The organism is Dactylosporangium sp. CA-139066 (assembly GCF_050936175.1).
Taxonomy (GTDB): domain Bacteria; phylum Actinomycetota; class Actinomycetes; order Mycobacteriales; family Micromonosporaceae; genus Dactylosporangium.
This window is the reverse complement of the sequence record NZ_JBNJNH010000002.1, coordinates 312980-326037: the sequence shown is the minus strand read 5'-3', so window position 1 is coordinate 326037 and position 13058 is coordinate 312980. Positions and strand designations below refer to the sequence as shown.

At 70.0% G+C, this 13058-nt stretch carries 16 protein-coding genes and 1 pseudogene; 12 read left to right on the top strand and 5 right to left on the bottom strand.

What is annotated here, in order from left to right:
- Window positions 1–42 precede the first annotated feature (42 nt).
- Genes ACQEVU_RS46020 through ACQEVU_RS45995 form a run of 6 tightly spaced genes read left to right on the top strand, consistent with a single transcriptional unit; the run spans window position 43 to window position 4350 of the window.
- Window positions 43–1179 carry a DUF5047 domain-containing protein gene (locus ACQEVU_RS46020; RefSeq protein WP_433335970.1) on the top strand — a complete coding sequence of 379 codons (1137 nt, stop codon included), beginning with the start codon at window positions 43–45 and terminating at the stop codon, window positions 1177–1179.
- The gene (locus ACQEVU_RS46015) at window positions 1179–2303 is read left to right on the top strand and encodes a fibronectin type III domain-containing protein (RefSeq protein WP_433335968.1); all 1125 of its coding nucleotides are present in this window, start codon (window positions 1179–1181) and stop codon (window positions 2301–2303) included. Before ACQEVU_RS46020 ends, ACQEVU_RS46015 begins: the two co-directional genes overlap by 1 nt.
- 1 nt (window position 2304) lies before the next feature.
- Window positions 2305–2994, top strand: coding sequence for a hypothetical protein (locus ACQEVU_RS46010; protein ID WP_433335966.1), 690 nt, complete (start codon window positions 2305–2307; stop codon window positions 2992–2994).
- Complete coding sequence (locus tag ACQEVU_RS46005) at window positions 2994–3905, top strand: DUF1906 domain-containing protein (protein ID WP_433335964.1); 912 nt, start codon at window positions 2994–2996, stop codon at window positions 3903–3905. The genes ACQEVU_RS46010 and ACQEVU_RS46005 overlap by 1 nt, the downstream gene beginning before the upstream one ends.
- The gene (locus tag ACQEVU_RS46000; RefSeq protein WP_433335962.1) at window positions 3905–4168 is read left to right on the top strand and encodes a hypothetical protein; all 264 of its coding nucleotides are present in this window, start codon (window positions 3905–3907) and stop codon (window positions 4166–4168) included. Before ACQEVU_RS46005 ends, ACQEVU_RS46000 begins: the two co-directional genes overlap by 1 nt.
- Window positions 4165–4350 carry a hypothetical protein gene (locus ACQEVU_RS45995; protein WP_433335960.1) on the top strand — a complete coding sequence of 62 codons (186 nt, stop codon included), beginning with the start codon at window positions 4165–4167 and terminating at the stop codon, window positions 4348–4350. The genes ACQEVU_RS46000 and ACQEVU_RS45995 overlap by 4 nt, the downstream gene beginning before the upstream one ends.
- Window positions 4351–4361: 11 nt before the next feature.
- Here ACQEVU_RS45995 and ACQEVU_RS45990 read toward each other — a convergent pair whose 3' ends face one another.
- Entirely contained in the window at window positions 4362–4658 is a 297-nt protein-coding gene (locus tag ACQEVU_RS45990) for a hypothetical protein (protein WP_433335958.1), read from the bottom strand.
- A gap of 251 nt (window positions 4659–4909) precedes the next feature.
- Window positions 4910–5104: a hypothetical protein gene (locus ACQEVU_RS45985; protein WP_433335956.1), complete on the bottom strand. Its 195-nt coding sequence runs from the start codon at window positions 5102–5104 to the stop codon at window positions 4910–4912.
- A 111-nt stretch (window positions 5105–5215) separates the two neighbouring features.
- Here ACQEVU_RS45985 and ACQEVU_RS45980 point away from each other — a divergent pair, with 111 nt between their 5' ends.
- The 6 genes and pseudogenes from ACQEVU_RS45980 to ACQEVU_RS45955 all read left to right on the top strand — a co-directional run bounded on the left by ACQEVU_RS45980 (window position 5216) and on the right by ACQEVU_RS45955 (window position 11098).
- On the top strand, window positions 5216–5419 hold the full coding sequence (locus tag ACQEVU_RS45980; protein WP_433335954.1) for a hypothetical protein: 204 nt from the start codon (window positions 5216–5218) through the stop codon (window positions 5417–5419).
- Window positions 5416–7461 (top strand): annotated as a pseudogene (locus tag ACQEVU_RS45975) (thioredoxin domain-containing protein). The gene ACQEVU_RS45980 and the pseudogene ACQEVU_RS45975 overlap by 4 nt, the downstream one beginning before the upstream one ends.
- A gap of 117 nt (window positions 7462–7578) precedes the next feature.
- Window positions 7579–8127, top strand: a complete 549-nt coding sequence (locus ACQEVU_RS45970; RefSeq protein WP_433335952.1) for a hypothetical protein — start codon at window positions 7579–7581, stop codon at window positions 8125–8127.
- Between the two features lie 720 nt (window positions 8128–8847).
- Entirely contained in the window at window positions 8848–9978 is a 1131-nt protein-coding gene (locus tag ACQEVU_RS45965; RefSeq protein ID WP_433335950.1) for a 5-(carboxyamino)imidazole ribonucleotide synthase, read from the top strand.
- Entirely contained in the window at window positions 9975–10502 is a 528-nt protein-coding gene (gene purE / locus ACQEVU_RS45960; RefSeq protein WP_433335948.1) for a 5-(carboxyamino)imidazole ribonucleotide mutase, read from the top strand. Before ACQEVU_RS45965 ends, purE begins: the two co-directional genes overlap by 4 nt.
- Before the next feature lie 44 nt (window positions 10503–10546).
- Window positions 10547–11098 (top strand): exonuclease domain-containing protein, encoded by a 552-nt coding sequence (locus ACQEVU_RS45955; RefSeq protein WP_433335946.1) that lies wholly within the window; start codon window positions 10547–10549, stop codon window positions 11096–11098.
- On the opposite strand, the gene ACQEVU_RS45950 is transcribed toward ACQEVU_RS45955, so the two are convergent.
- The 3 genes from ACQEVU_RS45950 to ACQEVU_RS45940 all read right to left on the bottom strand — a co-directional run bounded on the left by ACQEVU_RS45950 (window position 11086) and on the right by ACQEVU_RS45940 (window position 13049).
- Window positions 11086–12030, bottom strand: a complete 945-nt coding sequence (locus ACQEVU_RS45950) for a CU044_5270 family protein (RefSeq protein ID WP_433335944.1) — start codon at window positions 12028–12030, stop codon at window positions 11086–11088. The genes ACQEVU_RS45955 and ACQEVU_RS45950 overlap by 13 nt on opposite strands.
- Complete coding sequence (locus ACQEVU_RS45945; RefSeq protein WP_433339690.1) at window positions 12027–12581, bottom strand: RNA polymerase sigma factor; 555 nt, start codon at window positions 12579–12581, stop codon at window positions 12027–12029. The genes ACQEVU_RS45950 and ACQEVU_RS45945 overlap by 4 nt, the downstream gene beginning before the upstream one ends.
- Window positions 12582–12755: 174 nt before the next feature.
- Window positions 12756–13049, bottom strand: a complete 294-nt coding sequence (locus ACQEVU_RS45940) for a hypothetical protein (protein ID WP_433335942.1) — start codon at window positions 13047–13049, stop codon at window positions 12756–12758.
- Window positions 13050–13058 lie beyond the last annotated feature (9 nt).

Below are 13058 nucleotides of genomic sequence, written 5' to 3'. Positions count from 1 at the left end.
GAGGCCCTCAGGTGGAGTTTCTTGTACCCAATCTCTGACACCATGGCCGAGGCCCTGCGCCAATCGCAGGTAGTCAAGACCACCGTTGACGTCTGGTTCAACGGCTCCTATGTGGCCACGCTGCCCGTTACGTCGGGCTCGGTCACCATCGACCGCACCGCGGCCACGCGCCGACAGTGCTCGATCACCATCGGCGATCCGGACTTTGTGCCGACCTACGCCAACTCGCCGCTCGCGCCTTACGGCGCTGAGCTTCGGCTGTTCCAGGGCGTCACCTACATGGACGGCTCGGACGAACAGGTGCCGCTTGGCGTCTTCCGAATCGAGGAAGTCAAGTGGGACGAGGCAACCGGCTCGCTGCCCACGGTGGCCGCGTTCGACCGCTCCAAGGCGGTTGCGGATGCCAACTTCCTCATGCCGGCCGACATGTCCGGCCGCTCGGCCATGTTCGCCATCAAGCAGGCCGTCAACGACGTCATCGACTGCGATGTGCTGTTTGACCCGACGCTGAAGGACTACACGCTTCCGGGCGGCAGCGTCTTCGACTCGGACCGTTGGGGCGCCGTGCAGACCATGGCCAACGGCATGGGAGCAGAGGCGTACTTCGACGTGTACGGCAACCTCGTGGTCACCGCGATTCCGAGCCTGACGCAGAGCACGCCGCAGTCCGCGGCTGTGTGGACGGTGGACGCTGGCGAAAACGGCGTACTGGTCTCCGCTGCTCGTGGCGTCACCCGGTCCGGCGTGTACAACGCCGTGGCCGCTCAGGGCGTCTCCACGGACGGCAACGGCGCGCCCCCGATGGGCTTCGCTGCCGACACGGACTCGCGGTCACCGACGTATTGGGGGCCGGCCTCCGCGCTGCCGTACGGCCCGTACGTGCGGACCCCGTTCGGTCAGGTGGTCTACCGCTACACGAACAACCTGCTGACCACGCCGGAGATGTGCACCACCGCGGCCATCGGCCAACTCGCGAACTTCCTCGGCCTGGCTCGGTCGCTGGACTTCACGTGCGTGCCCAACCCGGCGCTCGATGCCGGAGACATCGTGCTCGTGAAGTACCTCAGCGGTCAGTCGGAACTTCACCTGCTCGACAAGATCAACCTTCCGCTCGGCCCCGGGGGCACCTTCGGCGGAAGCACGCGAACGCTTACGTACCAATCGTCAGGGGGTAGCTGATGGCGGCATCGGATGACGCGCTCATTGATGCCCTCGGGCAGTACATCGGCAGCGTCATGGGTGACAGCGGGGCGAACACCCCCACGGTGCGCTACTACCTCGGCACGTGGGCCGGCGCGGAGGCGAGCGACTCGAACCTGAGTCAGGTCATCTTGCAGGGCGGCACCTGGTGCCGCTTCGTACCGAAGAAGGCCCACGTCACCGGCCTCACGGCCGGTAACACCGTGATCCTGTGCTCGTCACCCACGATCCCGCTCCACATCGACGGCATCCTGAGCGGCAACATCTCGGTGGCAACCGCGGTCTCGAACGACTCGCAGCCCCCGACCGTCCCGACCTCGCTCACGGTCGGCACCGTGACCACGTCATCGGTCGCGTTGTCGTGGATCGCCTCCACGGACAACATCGCGGTGACGGCGTACGACATATTCGTCAACGGCGTGTACAAGCTGTCGGCCATCACCAACTCGGTGACGGTCACCGGATTGGCCTCTTCCACGGCCTACACATTCACTGTGAGGGCTCGGGACGGCGCGGGCAATGTCTCACCCCAAAGCGACTCTGTCAGCGCCACTACGTCAACGCCAGCGGCCCCACCGGCAGGCACGGTCACGTCGTACACGGGCATCTACCCCGCGACGTGGAGCCGCACCTACAACAACCACGGCGGCAACGAGTGGGACTCCTGGTACGGCTCCGAGGCTCATCAGGGCCAGTACTCCGGGGACAACGAGCGGAGCCTCATCGGCTTCGACACGGCGAAGATCGCCGCTGACCTGGCGGGCGGCACGCCGGTGGCCGCAGCCATCCGGCTGACCTTCTTCCACTGGTGGGCCAACTCGGGCGGCACCGCGGTAATCGGTACCCACGGCTACAGCTCCCCGCCGGACACCTACTCCACGCAGAACCCGAACCGGTGGCAGTCCGCCGGCTGGCCGCGGGGCGGCACTCGCTCCGTAGACCTCGGCGCCTCTGTGTGCGCAGAGTTCCAGGCCGGCACGTCCAAGGGAATCATCCTCGGCCCGGGGCCGAGTAGCTCGACTCAGTACTACGGCAAGGCATACGGCGCCGGTTCCGGCGTCTACGTGCCGACGCTCTACCTGACCTACACGAGGACGTCTTAGCGTGTCGCTCAACACCCCTTGCTCGGCCATTCCTTATGCGGAACTGACCGACATCCCGAACATGCAGACCATCACGCAGAACATGGCGACTGCGCTGGACACGAAGGTAATCCCGAAGTTCGCCAGCAGCACCGCGCGCAACGCTGCGATCCCCTCGCCGGTCACCGGCATGGCCTGCTACCGCACCGATACGAAGCAGTTCGAGCTGTACGACGGCACCACGTGGCGCATCGTCGTTCCGGACGGCCCCCGCGGCATCCTGGCGCGCCGCGCCCGTACGACGGCCTCAACTGGCACCACGAGCGAACAGGGCGTGATCCGCCTCGCCGCGAGCGTTGTCTCTGGCCGCGCGTACCGCATTTGGACGAGCCCGCTCGTCTACCTGTCCAACACCGCGAACGACGTTGTTGCGGGGCGCCTCCGGTACACCACGGACGGCAGCAACCCCACGACAAGCTCAACGATTCTGACGCAGGGCTCGGCCATCGAGCCGGCCAGCATCTCGGAAGCGTCTGCGATTGCCGTTCCGTACTACCCGGCCACGAGCCACACGCTAACCGTGATGCTCTCGTGCGTCCGCATCGGTGGTACGGGCACGGTTTCGCTCAACGTCGGCACCGCAAATCCGACGATCGACCTTGTCATTGAGGATATGGGGTTGGCCGTCGCCAACTCCGGAACGGATCTCTGATGGCTGAAGGCGTTGATTACGCGTGGGACCGACCGAACCTCGATCAGCTCTGGAATGCGGGTAAGCGGTTTGTCTGCCGCTACCTCGCATACCTCCCGAACGGCAAGGTTCTGTCCGACTCTGAACGGCGGAGTCTTCACGCCAAGGGCTTCTCGATCGTGCTGAATTGGGAGCAAGCCGCGGGCGACATGTTCAAGGGTTATGCGACCGGCCAGGCTCACGCCCGTGAGGCCCTGCGCCAGGCGAACGCCGTCGGCGCTCCGGCAAGCGTGCCCATCTACTTCTCGTGTGACAAGGACGTCACGACGGCCGCTCAGATGAACGCTGTCGCCGATTACCTCGATGGTGCTGCCTCGGTCCTCGGGCGCAGCCGCGTGGGCGTCTACGGCGAGTACAGCGTCATTGAGGCGATGGTTCCGAACCACGCCGCGTGGGGTTGGCAGACCTACGCATGGTCGGGCGGCAAGACGTCGGCCAAGGCGCACTTCAAGCAGTACAGGAACGGCGTTCAGTTGGCCGGGGCTGACCTCGATCTGAACGTCTCGCTCAAGTCGAACATCGGCGCATGGCTTCCCCCGAGCGTCGAACACGTCACGGAAGAGGAAGACATGAACCTGACCGACGTCGTTACCCTGCCGGCCGACGCCTACCCGGAGGCCGGTAGCTCGGCCACCGTGGGCGTCATCCTCGGCTACACCAACGGCCGCATGGTGCGCGTCGAGGGAGCCGTTGCCGCCATCAAGGCGCAGGTTGCCGACATGGCCGCGAAGGTCGACGCGCTGAGCGTGCCGGCGCCCGCGCCGGTCACCGTGGACGCTGACGCGCTGCGAGCCGTCCTGACGGAGCCCGCGTTCCTCGCCGCTCTGGCGAAGGCGGTCAACGACGATGCCGCACGGCGCATGGAGAGCTAATGCGCACGGCTGACGTGCTGGAGATCCTCGGCGCCCTCGGCGCCGGGGGCGCCCTCAAGGCTGGCGCGGATCGATTGCTCAGCCGGCGCAAGAACCAGGTCGACGTAGCCGCTCAGGCAATGGCCATCGCCGCTCAAGCCCTCGGCGAGGTCGCCGAGCTGCGCGCCGAGCTTGCCGCCGCGCACGTCGAGATCGACAGCCTGAGGCGCCAACTGCGCGCCTGCGTTACCTGCCCCCTCCGAATCGACAGGAACCCATCATGAGCAAGAGCTTCCGCATCTGGACTGCGGTCCTCGCCGGCTGTCAGGTCGTGGTTGCTGGCGCGGCCCTGGCCGATCTGGTGGGCGCCCGCTATGCGGCTGTTGCAGCCCTGGCGGTTGCCGCTGCTCAGGCTGGCACAGCGGTCTACCGCAACGGTGACGTGACGGAGCCCGAGGCGGACTAGCCTCGGGCCGGTCACGACAGGAACAGGTGCTTACCCAGCAGCGCGGCTGTCACGGCCCACGCGATGACGGGCAAGCCCCACGTCAGAAACCACCCATCGTTGGTGTCCGCCTCGCGCTCATCCTTCTTGGGAAGCAACGGGGCGGACGGCTTGTCCCCGATGCCAGCCAGGATGTAGGGCGCAACGCGGCGCAGCGTGGGCGCTCCGGCGTAGCAGATTACGAGTAGGCAGAACGCAAGCCACGAGAGCCGCCAGACGGTAGACGGTCGCGTTGCGAGCTTCTCGACTAGCGCCAAGAGGCCGGTCATGCCCGACCACCGGAGGCGCGCTGGGTGTTGGCCAAAAATGACCCCTCTCAAAGGACTTTAGATCCTTCAGGGGGCTCAGCCTTACCCCGTCTCCGTCTGGTTCAAGATGTTGACAGTCTGTCAAGGTCTAACGCAAGCAGCACCGGACAAGTGGAGTAGAGCAAGGCAATCGCTCACCGAGTACGCATAGACTGCCCCCGAAGAGGAGAAGACTCCTGTTTGGGGGCCTTTTTGCGTTTCTGGCGTTTGTCTCACCTGAGGATGACCACGGCGAGCCCGAACAGCCCAGTCGCGAGAGCCGCTGCAAGCGCGAACGTGTGGAGGAGGAAGATCATCACGCGCTTGCGCCTGGCGCCGGTCCGCCTGGCCGGGGGAACCCGGATGTAGACGGCATTCAGGGGATGGCTGTAGGGGCCGGGACCGGCATTGCTTTGGGAGGATGGCATGTGATCACCTCAGGCTGACTACGCGGATTGCATATGCACGACGCTAGCAGCAATCCGCATTGATCACAGCCCGAGTGCGGGATGGCTCCCGGCGGATGACATGCTGGCCGCATGGCTCGGACCGCTGATGAGGTGTTGGAGATCGCTCGCGACGTCTTGGGTATCGCCCAAAGGAAGCTAAGCGATGCGTCCGATTGGCTGAATACGCCCGATCTGTTGGCCTCCGCCGAGCAGCGCGAGCAGATCGACAGCATGCTTCGCCAGATTGAGGCAGCGCAAGCCCTCATCAGTGAGGCCGGTAGGCTTGCGGTATGAACCGGCTAGAGCCTGTTGGCGACGCCAACGGCCAGGGTGATCCGGTGCCCCGGAATCGGCTAGGTAGCGCGACCTCGCCCTACCTCCTTCAGCACGCCAGCAACCCCGTTGACTGGTGGCCGTGGGGAGGTGATGCCTTCGCGGAAGCCAAGCGGCGAGACGTTCCAGTGCTGATCAGCATCGGATATGCGTCTTGCCACTGGTTACACCCGCGTACATAACACTGGTGTCACGTCATGGCGCACGAGTCGTTCGAGAACGACGGCGTGGCCAGGGTCGTCAACGAGCTCACGGTGCCGATCAAGGTCGACCGCGAGGAGCGGCCCGACGTCGATGCCGTCTACATGACCGCCACGCAGGCCATGACCGGGCAGGGTGGGTGGCCGATGACGGTGTTCGCCACGCCCGACGGGCGGCCGTTCTACTGCGGGACGTACTTCCCCCGCGACGCCTTCGTGCGGCTGGTCCGGGCGGTGTCCGACGCCTGGCGCGACCAGCGTGACGCCGTCGAGCGGCAGAGCGGGGCCGTGGTCGACGCCGTGCGCAAGGTTGCCGAGCGGCCGCCGTCGAATCCCATGGACGAGTCGGTACTGCACAAAGCCGCCGAAACGCTCATGGACTCCTACGACGAGCGCCACGGCGGTTTCGGCGGGGCGCCCAAGTTCCCGCCGCACATGGCCCTGCTGTTCCTGCTCCGCCAGTTTCAGCGCACGCGCGACGACCGGGTGCTCGACGCGGTCCGGCACACCTGCGAGCGGATGGCCCGCGGGGGCATGTACGACCAGCTCGCCGGGGGCTTCGCGCGGTACGCCGTGGACGGCACCTGGACCGTGCCGCACTTCGAGAAGATGCTGTACGACAACGCCCTCCTCCTTCGCGTGTACACCCACCTCGACCGCGTCGCCGGCAGCGGGACCGCGCGGCGGGTCGCGCACGAGACCGCCGCGTTCCTCGCCAGGGACCTGCACGACGGGCACGGCTTCATCTCTGCCCTCGACGCCGACGCCGACGGCGAGGAGGGGCTCACCTACGTGTGGACGCCCGCGCAGCTCGACGAGGTGCTCGGCGAGATCGACGGGGGCTGGGCGAAGTACCTCCTCCAGGTGACGCCGGAGGGCACGTTCGAGCACGGCAGCTCCGTGCTGCAGCTGCCCGAGGACCCGATGAACGCGGAGCGCTGGGCGGACATCCGGGCCCGCCTGCTGGCCGCCCGCGCCGTGCGGCCGCAGCCGGCGCGGGACGGCAAGGTCGTCGCGGCCTGGAACGGGCTCGCGATCACCGCGCTGGTCGAGTTCGGCAAGGCGTACGGCGACGCCGGCGCGCTCGACCTCGCCGTGCGCACCGCCGAGTTCCTGGCCGGCACCCACCTGGTCGACGGGCGCCTGCGCCGCGTGTCGCGCGACGGCGTGGTGGGCGAGCCGGCGGGTGTCCTGGAGGACTACGGCGCGGTCGCCGAGGCGTTCTGCGCGGTACACCAGGCCACCGGCGACGGCCGCTGGCTCGACCTCGCCAAGCAGCTGCTCGACGTGGCCCTCGAGCGGTTCCGCGACCCCGGCAGCGGCGGCTTCTTCGACACCGCCGACGACGCCGAGGCGCTCGTCGCGCGGCCGGCCGACATCACCGACAACGCCACCCCGTCGGGCCTGTCGGCGGTCGCGGCGGCCCTCGTCGCGTACTCCGCGCTGACCGCCGACCCGTCCTACCGCGAGGCGGCCGAGCGCGCCCTGGCGACCGTCGCCGTCGTCGCCGCGACCCACGGGCGGTTCACCGGCTACGCGTGCGCGACGGGCGAGGCGCTGCTCTCCGGGCCGTACGAGATCGCCATCGCCACGCCCGATGCCGACGACCCGCTGGTAGCGGCCGCCTGGTGGCACGCGCCACCGGGGGCCGTCGTGGTCGCGGGCGAGCCGGACCGCCCCGGCGTGCCGCTGCTTGACGGGCGGCCGCTGCGGGACGGGCGCCCCACGGCGTACGTCTGCCGGGGCTTCGTCTGTGACGCGCCCGTCACGGCGCTGGAGGACCTCGTCGCCAAGCTGGCCTGACTCCCCGCGTTCACTGCAGGCGAACGCTTAGGTCTTGGCGTCTCTTTGCAAGGGTGTAATGGTGTAATCAACGTTGCACGAGCAAAGGGGTAACCAATGATGATGCGACGAGGAGACGTGCCCTGGGGTCGCGGCGGCGGCCCCCGCAGCGAACCCCCGCCCGCCGACGACGCCACCGCCTGGATCGGCGGCGCGCTGCCGGACGGCTGGTTCCAGGGCCCGGCCGAGGTGACCATCGACCGCGACGAGATCCTGATCGTCGGCCGCCTGAGCGAGCCGGCGCTGGCCGAGGACGCCACCGACGCCGACCGCGCGGCGGCGAGCCAGGGGCGCATCGCCGGCTTCCGCGAGACCACCCGCGACCAGCGGATCGGCATTGCGCAGCAGCTCGAGCGGCGGTATCGGCGCAAGGTCTCCTGGGGTGTCCAGGTGGGCGACACACGCGAGCTGTTCACCACCCACTCGGCGCCGGTGATGACCCGCCTGCGCCAGGCCGAGCGCCAGGTGCTCGACACCCTGGTCGACTCGGGGGTGGCTCGGTCGCGATCCGAGGCGCTGGCCTGGTGCGTGGCCCTGGTCGGCCAGCACGCCGACGCCTGGCTGACCGAGCTGCGGGAGGCCATGGAGTCGGTCGACGAGCTGCGCCGCCGCGGCCCGGCGGTCTGAGCCCGCCGGCGAGGCTGCGGGAGGCCATGGAGTCGGTCGACGAGCTGCGCCGCCGCGGCCCGGCGGTCTGAGCCCGCCGGCGAGGCTGCGGGAGGCCATGGAGTCGGTCGACGAGCTGCGCCGCCGCGGCCCGGCGGTCTGAGCCCGCCGGCGAGGTCGGTTTCGATAAGTCGGGCGCTGGCGCGCCACGACTTATCGGACTTATGCCCTGTCGGGAGATAAATCGGATAAGTCCAGATCGCGCAGCGATCTGGACTTATCTGCGTTCGGCCACACGCGCGGTGAGGCTGCGTTCGGCCACACGCGCGGTGAGGCTGCGTTCGGCCACACGCGCGGTGAGGCTGCGTCCGGCCACACGCGCGGTGAGGCTGGGTTCGGCCACACGCGCGGTGAGGCTGCGTTCGGCCACACGCGCGGTGAGGCTGCGTTCGGGCGGCGCGCGGTGAGGCCGCGTTCGGCGGCGCGCGCCGTAAGGCGATCTGGACTTCCGCGTTCGGGGCGGACGCGCCGTGGGACGCTTGGGCTTCGGCGTTCGGGGCGGACGCGGCGTGGGGTGCTTGGCTTTCGCGTTCGGGCCGCACGCGCCGTAAGGCGGACGAGAGCCTCTTGCACGCGCAGGAAGGCGAGCTGGACTTTCGCTTTCGGGTCGCACGTGCCGTAAGGCGGACGGGAGCCTCCGCGAGCGGGCGCCCTCGCCGCAGCGGATAGGCTGGCCAGCCTATGGACACCCGAACCGGACTTCCCGTCGTCGGCATGGTGGGCGGGGGGCAGCTGGCCCGGATGACCCACCAGGCGGCGATCGCCCTCGGCCAGTCGCTGCGCGTGCTCGCCGTCTCCTCCGACGACGGCGCCGCCCTCGTCGCCGCCGACGTGCAGATCGGCCGGCACGACGACCTCGAGGCGCTGCGCGAGTTCGCCAAGGGGTGCGACGTGGTCACGTTCGACCACGAGCACGTGCCCGGCGACTTCATCCGCACGCTCGCGGCCGAGGGGCACACGCTGCTGCCGGGGGCCGACGCGTTGCAGTACGCGCAGAACAAGCGGGCCATGCGCGAGCACCTCGGCTCGCTCGGCTTCCCGATGCCGCGCTGGACCGCGGGGGACGCGCGGGCGTTCGGCGACGAGGTCGGCTGGCCGGTGATCGTGAAGACGGCGACCGGCGGGTACGACGGGCGCGGCGTGTTCGTGGCCGAGTCGGCCGCCGACATCCCCGCGGACGTCGAGATCATCGCCGAGGAGCGGGTGCCGCTCAAACGCGAGCTGGCCGCCGTCGTGGCGCGTTCGCCGCTGGGGCAGATCGCGGCGTACCCCATCGTCGAAACCGTCCAGGAGGGCGGCATCTGCGTGGAGGTGCTCGCGCCCGCCCCCGGCCTGGACGAGGACCTCGCGGTGCGGGCCCAGCGCCTGGCCATCGACATCGCGACCGGGCTCGGCGTGGTCGGCGTCCTGGCCGTCGAGCTGTTCGAGACGACCGACGGGCGGCTGCTCATCAACGAGCTCGCGATGCGCCCGCACAACTCCGCCCACTGGACCATCGAGGGCGCCCGGACCTCGCAGTTCGAGCAGCACCTGCGGGCCGTGCTCGACTACCCGATGGGCGACACCCGCCTCACCGCGCCGGCCGTGGTGATGGCCAACGTCCTGGGCGGCGAGCCCGGCGGGATGTCGATCGACGAGCGGCTGCACCACCTGTTCGCCGAGGAGCCCGGGGCCAAGGTCCACCTGTACGGCAAGCAGGTCCGGCCCGGCCGCAAGATCGGCCACGTGACCGTGCTGGGCGACGACATGGACGACTGCCGCCGGCGCGCCCGCCGGGCCGCCCGCATTCTCGAGGAGGGGTACGAGCATTGATCGAGGTCGGCATCATCATGGGCAGTGACTCGGACTGGCCGGTCATGCGGCTGGCCGCCGAGGCGCTGGACGAGTTCGGCGTCGGCTACGAGGTCCGGGTGGTCTCGGCGCACCGCACGCCGCACCTCATGCTCGACTACGCCGGCGAGGCCGTGGGCCGGGGCCTGAAGGTCATCATCGCGGGGGCCGGCGGCGCCGCGCACCTGCCCGGCATGGTCGCCTCGGCGACGCCGCTGCCGGTGATCGGGGTGCCCGTGCCGCTGAAGTACCTCGACGGCATGGACTCCCTGATGTCGATCGTGCAGATGCCGGCCGGCATCCCGGTCGCCACCGTGTCGATCGCCGGTGCCCGCAACGCCGGCCTGCTCGCGGTGCGCATCCTGGCCGCCGCCGATCCGGCGCTGCTGGCGAAGGTCCGCGAGTTCCAGGAGTCGCTGCGGGCCATGGTCGCGGAGAAGGACGCCGCCCTGTCGGCCTCCCTCATCGCGCCGGCCGACGCGGAAGCGCCAGCGCCAGGAGCGTGAAAATCTGAGGCGGCGGGCGGCGGGGCCGCCTACCCTCGGCGGGCATGGGGCAGCTGCTCAACGTGATCGATGTCGAGGCGACGTGCTGGGAGGGGCAGCCGCCGCCCGGGCAGGTCAACGAGATCATCGAGATCGGGGTCTGCGTCGTCGACCTCGGCGCGCGGGAGCGCGTGGCCCGGGACCGGATCATGGTGCGGCCCGCGCGGTCGACGGTGAGTGCCTTCTGCACCGAGCTCACCGGCATCACCGCCGAGGAGGCGGCCGGCGGGATCTCCTTCGCGGAGGCGTGTGAGCTGCTGCGGCGCCGGCACCGGGCGGACTCGCGGGCCTGGGCGAGCTGGGGGGACTACGACCGCAAGCAGTTCGAGCGGCAGTGCAACGGGCCGCAGCGGTACCCCTTCGGCTCGACGCACATCAACGCCAAGGCCCTCTTCGCCGAGGGGCACGGGGGCCGCCGACAGGGCATGGCCGGCGCCCTGAGGACGGCCGGCCTGCCCCTTGAGGGGCGGCACCACAACGGTGCCGATGACGCGTGGAACATCGGGGCGCTCGTGCTGTACCTCGTCGAGCGCGGCGAATGGGGCTACGGGGTCTGACCGGCGCGGTCGACGATCGCCACCTTCAGCACGGCCGAGGACGCCCAGATGTCGCCCTTGCGCAGGCCGTCCTGGTCGCGGACCATCACCGAGCGCGTGCCGAGGAAGCCGTGGTTCTTCTTGTCGAAGATGAGCTCGGTGCGCATGCCCTGCACCTCCGTGAGCGCCACCGCGACCCCGGGGCGGCCGGCGTCGTCGGTCACGTCGCCGACCACGTCCACGCCGGGGATGCGGGCCACCGCCTCGAACACCGCGGCGAGCGCGGCGGGCGGGACGTACGACTCCCTGATCAGGTCGGCGGCGGTGGTGAACGCCTGCTGGTCGCGCGGGTTGCCGCCGGACGAGTGCGTGTACAGGTAGTCGAGCATGGCGTCGGCCGTGGTCGGCAGGCCGGCCAGGTAGGCGGGGATCGGCGTGCAGCTGGTGGTCTCCGACTTGCCGCCCTTGCTCTGGGTCTGCCGGCCGTTCTGGCAGCCGTCGATCATGAAGGTCTCGTTGTTGCTGCGCACCAGCCCGTCCCTCTCGCCGCCGGCCGACAGCCACGCCGTGCGGTGCACCTTCTCCAGCTTCGGCTTCGACGTCGGGCTCCCGTAGTTCGTGTTGGTGCCGATCGACTCGACGTACACGAACTGCTCCGGCCGCACTTCGAAGACCGGCTGCTGGCGGGCCTCCTCGGCGGCGCTGTGCAGGATCTCCGACGCCGCCGCCGACGCGGGCGGCGTGTGGCCGCCGATGCCGATAACCTGGGCGGCCAGCACGCCGGCGGTGATGGCCGCGGCGAGGCCGCCGGCCAGGGCCAGCCGGGGCAACCGCCGGCGGCGCGCGGGCGCGGCGGCCGCCGACAGCACCCGGTGGCGCAGCCGGGCCGGCGGCTCCGGGTCCGCGGGGTCGAGCGCGGCGCCGAAGTTCTTCAGTTCCTGCAGGTCGTTCATCGCTCCACCTCAAGCTCCAGGGCGCCGAGCGCCGCGCGGATCTGCCGCCGCGCGCGGTGCAGCCGCGAGCGGACCGTGCCGAGCCGGATGCCCAGCGTCTCGGCGACCTCCTCATAGCTGCAGTCGCCCCAGGCGACGAGCAGCAGCACGTCGCGGTCGCCCCGCGACAGCCGGGCCAGCGCACCGGCGAGCGGCCGGCTGAGCGCCTGCGCGCTCACGGCGGCGTCCACCCGGTCGGCGAAGCCCGGGACGATGTCCTCGACGCCGGCGCGGGCGAACGCGCGGTACCGCGCGCTCTCCGTGCGATGCCAGCGGGCCAGCTCCCGGGTGAGGATCCCGAAGAGCCAGGGCCGGGCGCCGGCCCGTCCCGCGTCGTAGCGGTCGCGGCGGCGAAACGCGGCGAGGAACGTGTCCGCCACCGCGTCCTCCGCGAGCTCCGGCCCCACCCTGCGGTACGCGTACCGGTACAGCTGGGCCGAGTAGCGGTCGTACAGCACCGCGAACAGCTCCGGGTCGCGCAACGCCGCCGCGTCGTCGACGCCCGGTTCCATCAGCACCACGGTTCCATCCCTGCGTCCCTCCCGTCCGAGCGCAACATGTGACGTCCATGTCTCTGCGCGAGGGCGGCAGTGAGTTCACGCCTCCTCCCGGGCAACCCGGAGGCGCGCGGCGCCTATAACGACGCCGGCGAGGGCGATCGGACAGACCGGGCGTGATCGCCCGCTTCAGCCGATGCGGTCGCGCAGCCAGGCGATCAGGGCGGGGTACTCCGCGAGGACCCGGTCGACGCCGGCCCGGTCGTCGGCCCGCAGCCGGTGCTGCTCGGCGACGCATGCCGCCTGCTCCGCCTGCAGGCGCTGAGCCTCGGCGTCGTTGCTCGCGGAGACCGCCCGGTTGCGCAGGCGGGTGTAGCACGCGATCGCCTCGTCGATGGCCTCCAGCGCCGCGTTGTATCGGGCCGCGTCGCGCCGGCTCCACTCATAGGACTCGACCCCGCCGACCGCCGAGTAATCGGACATCGATCCCCC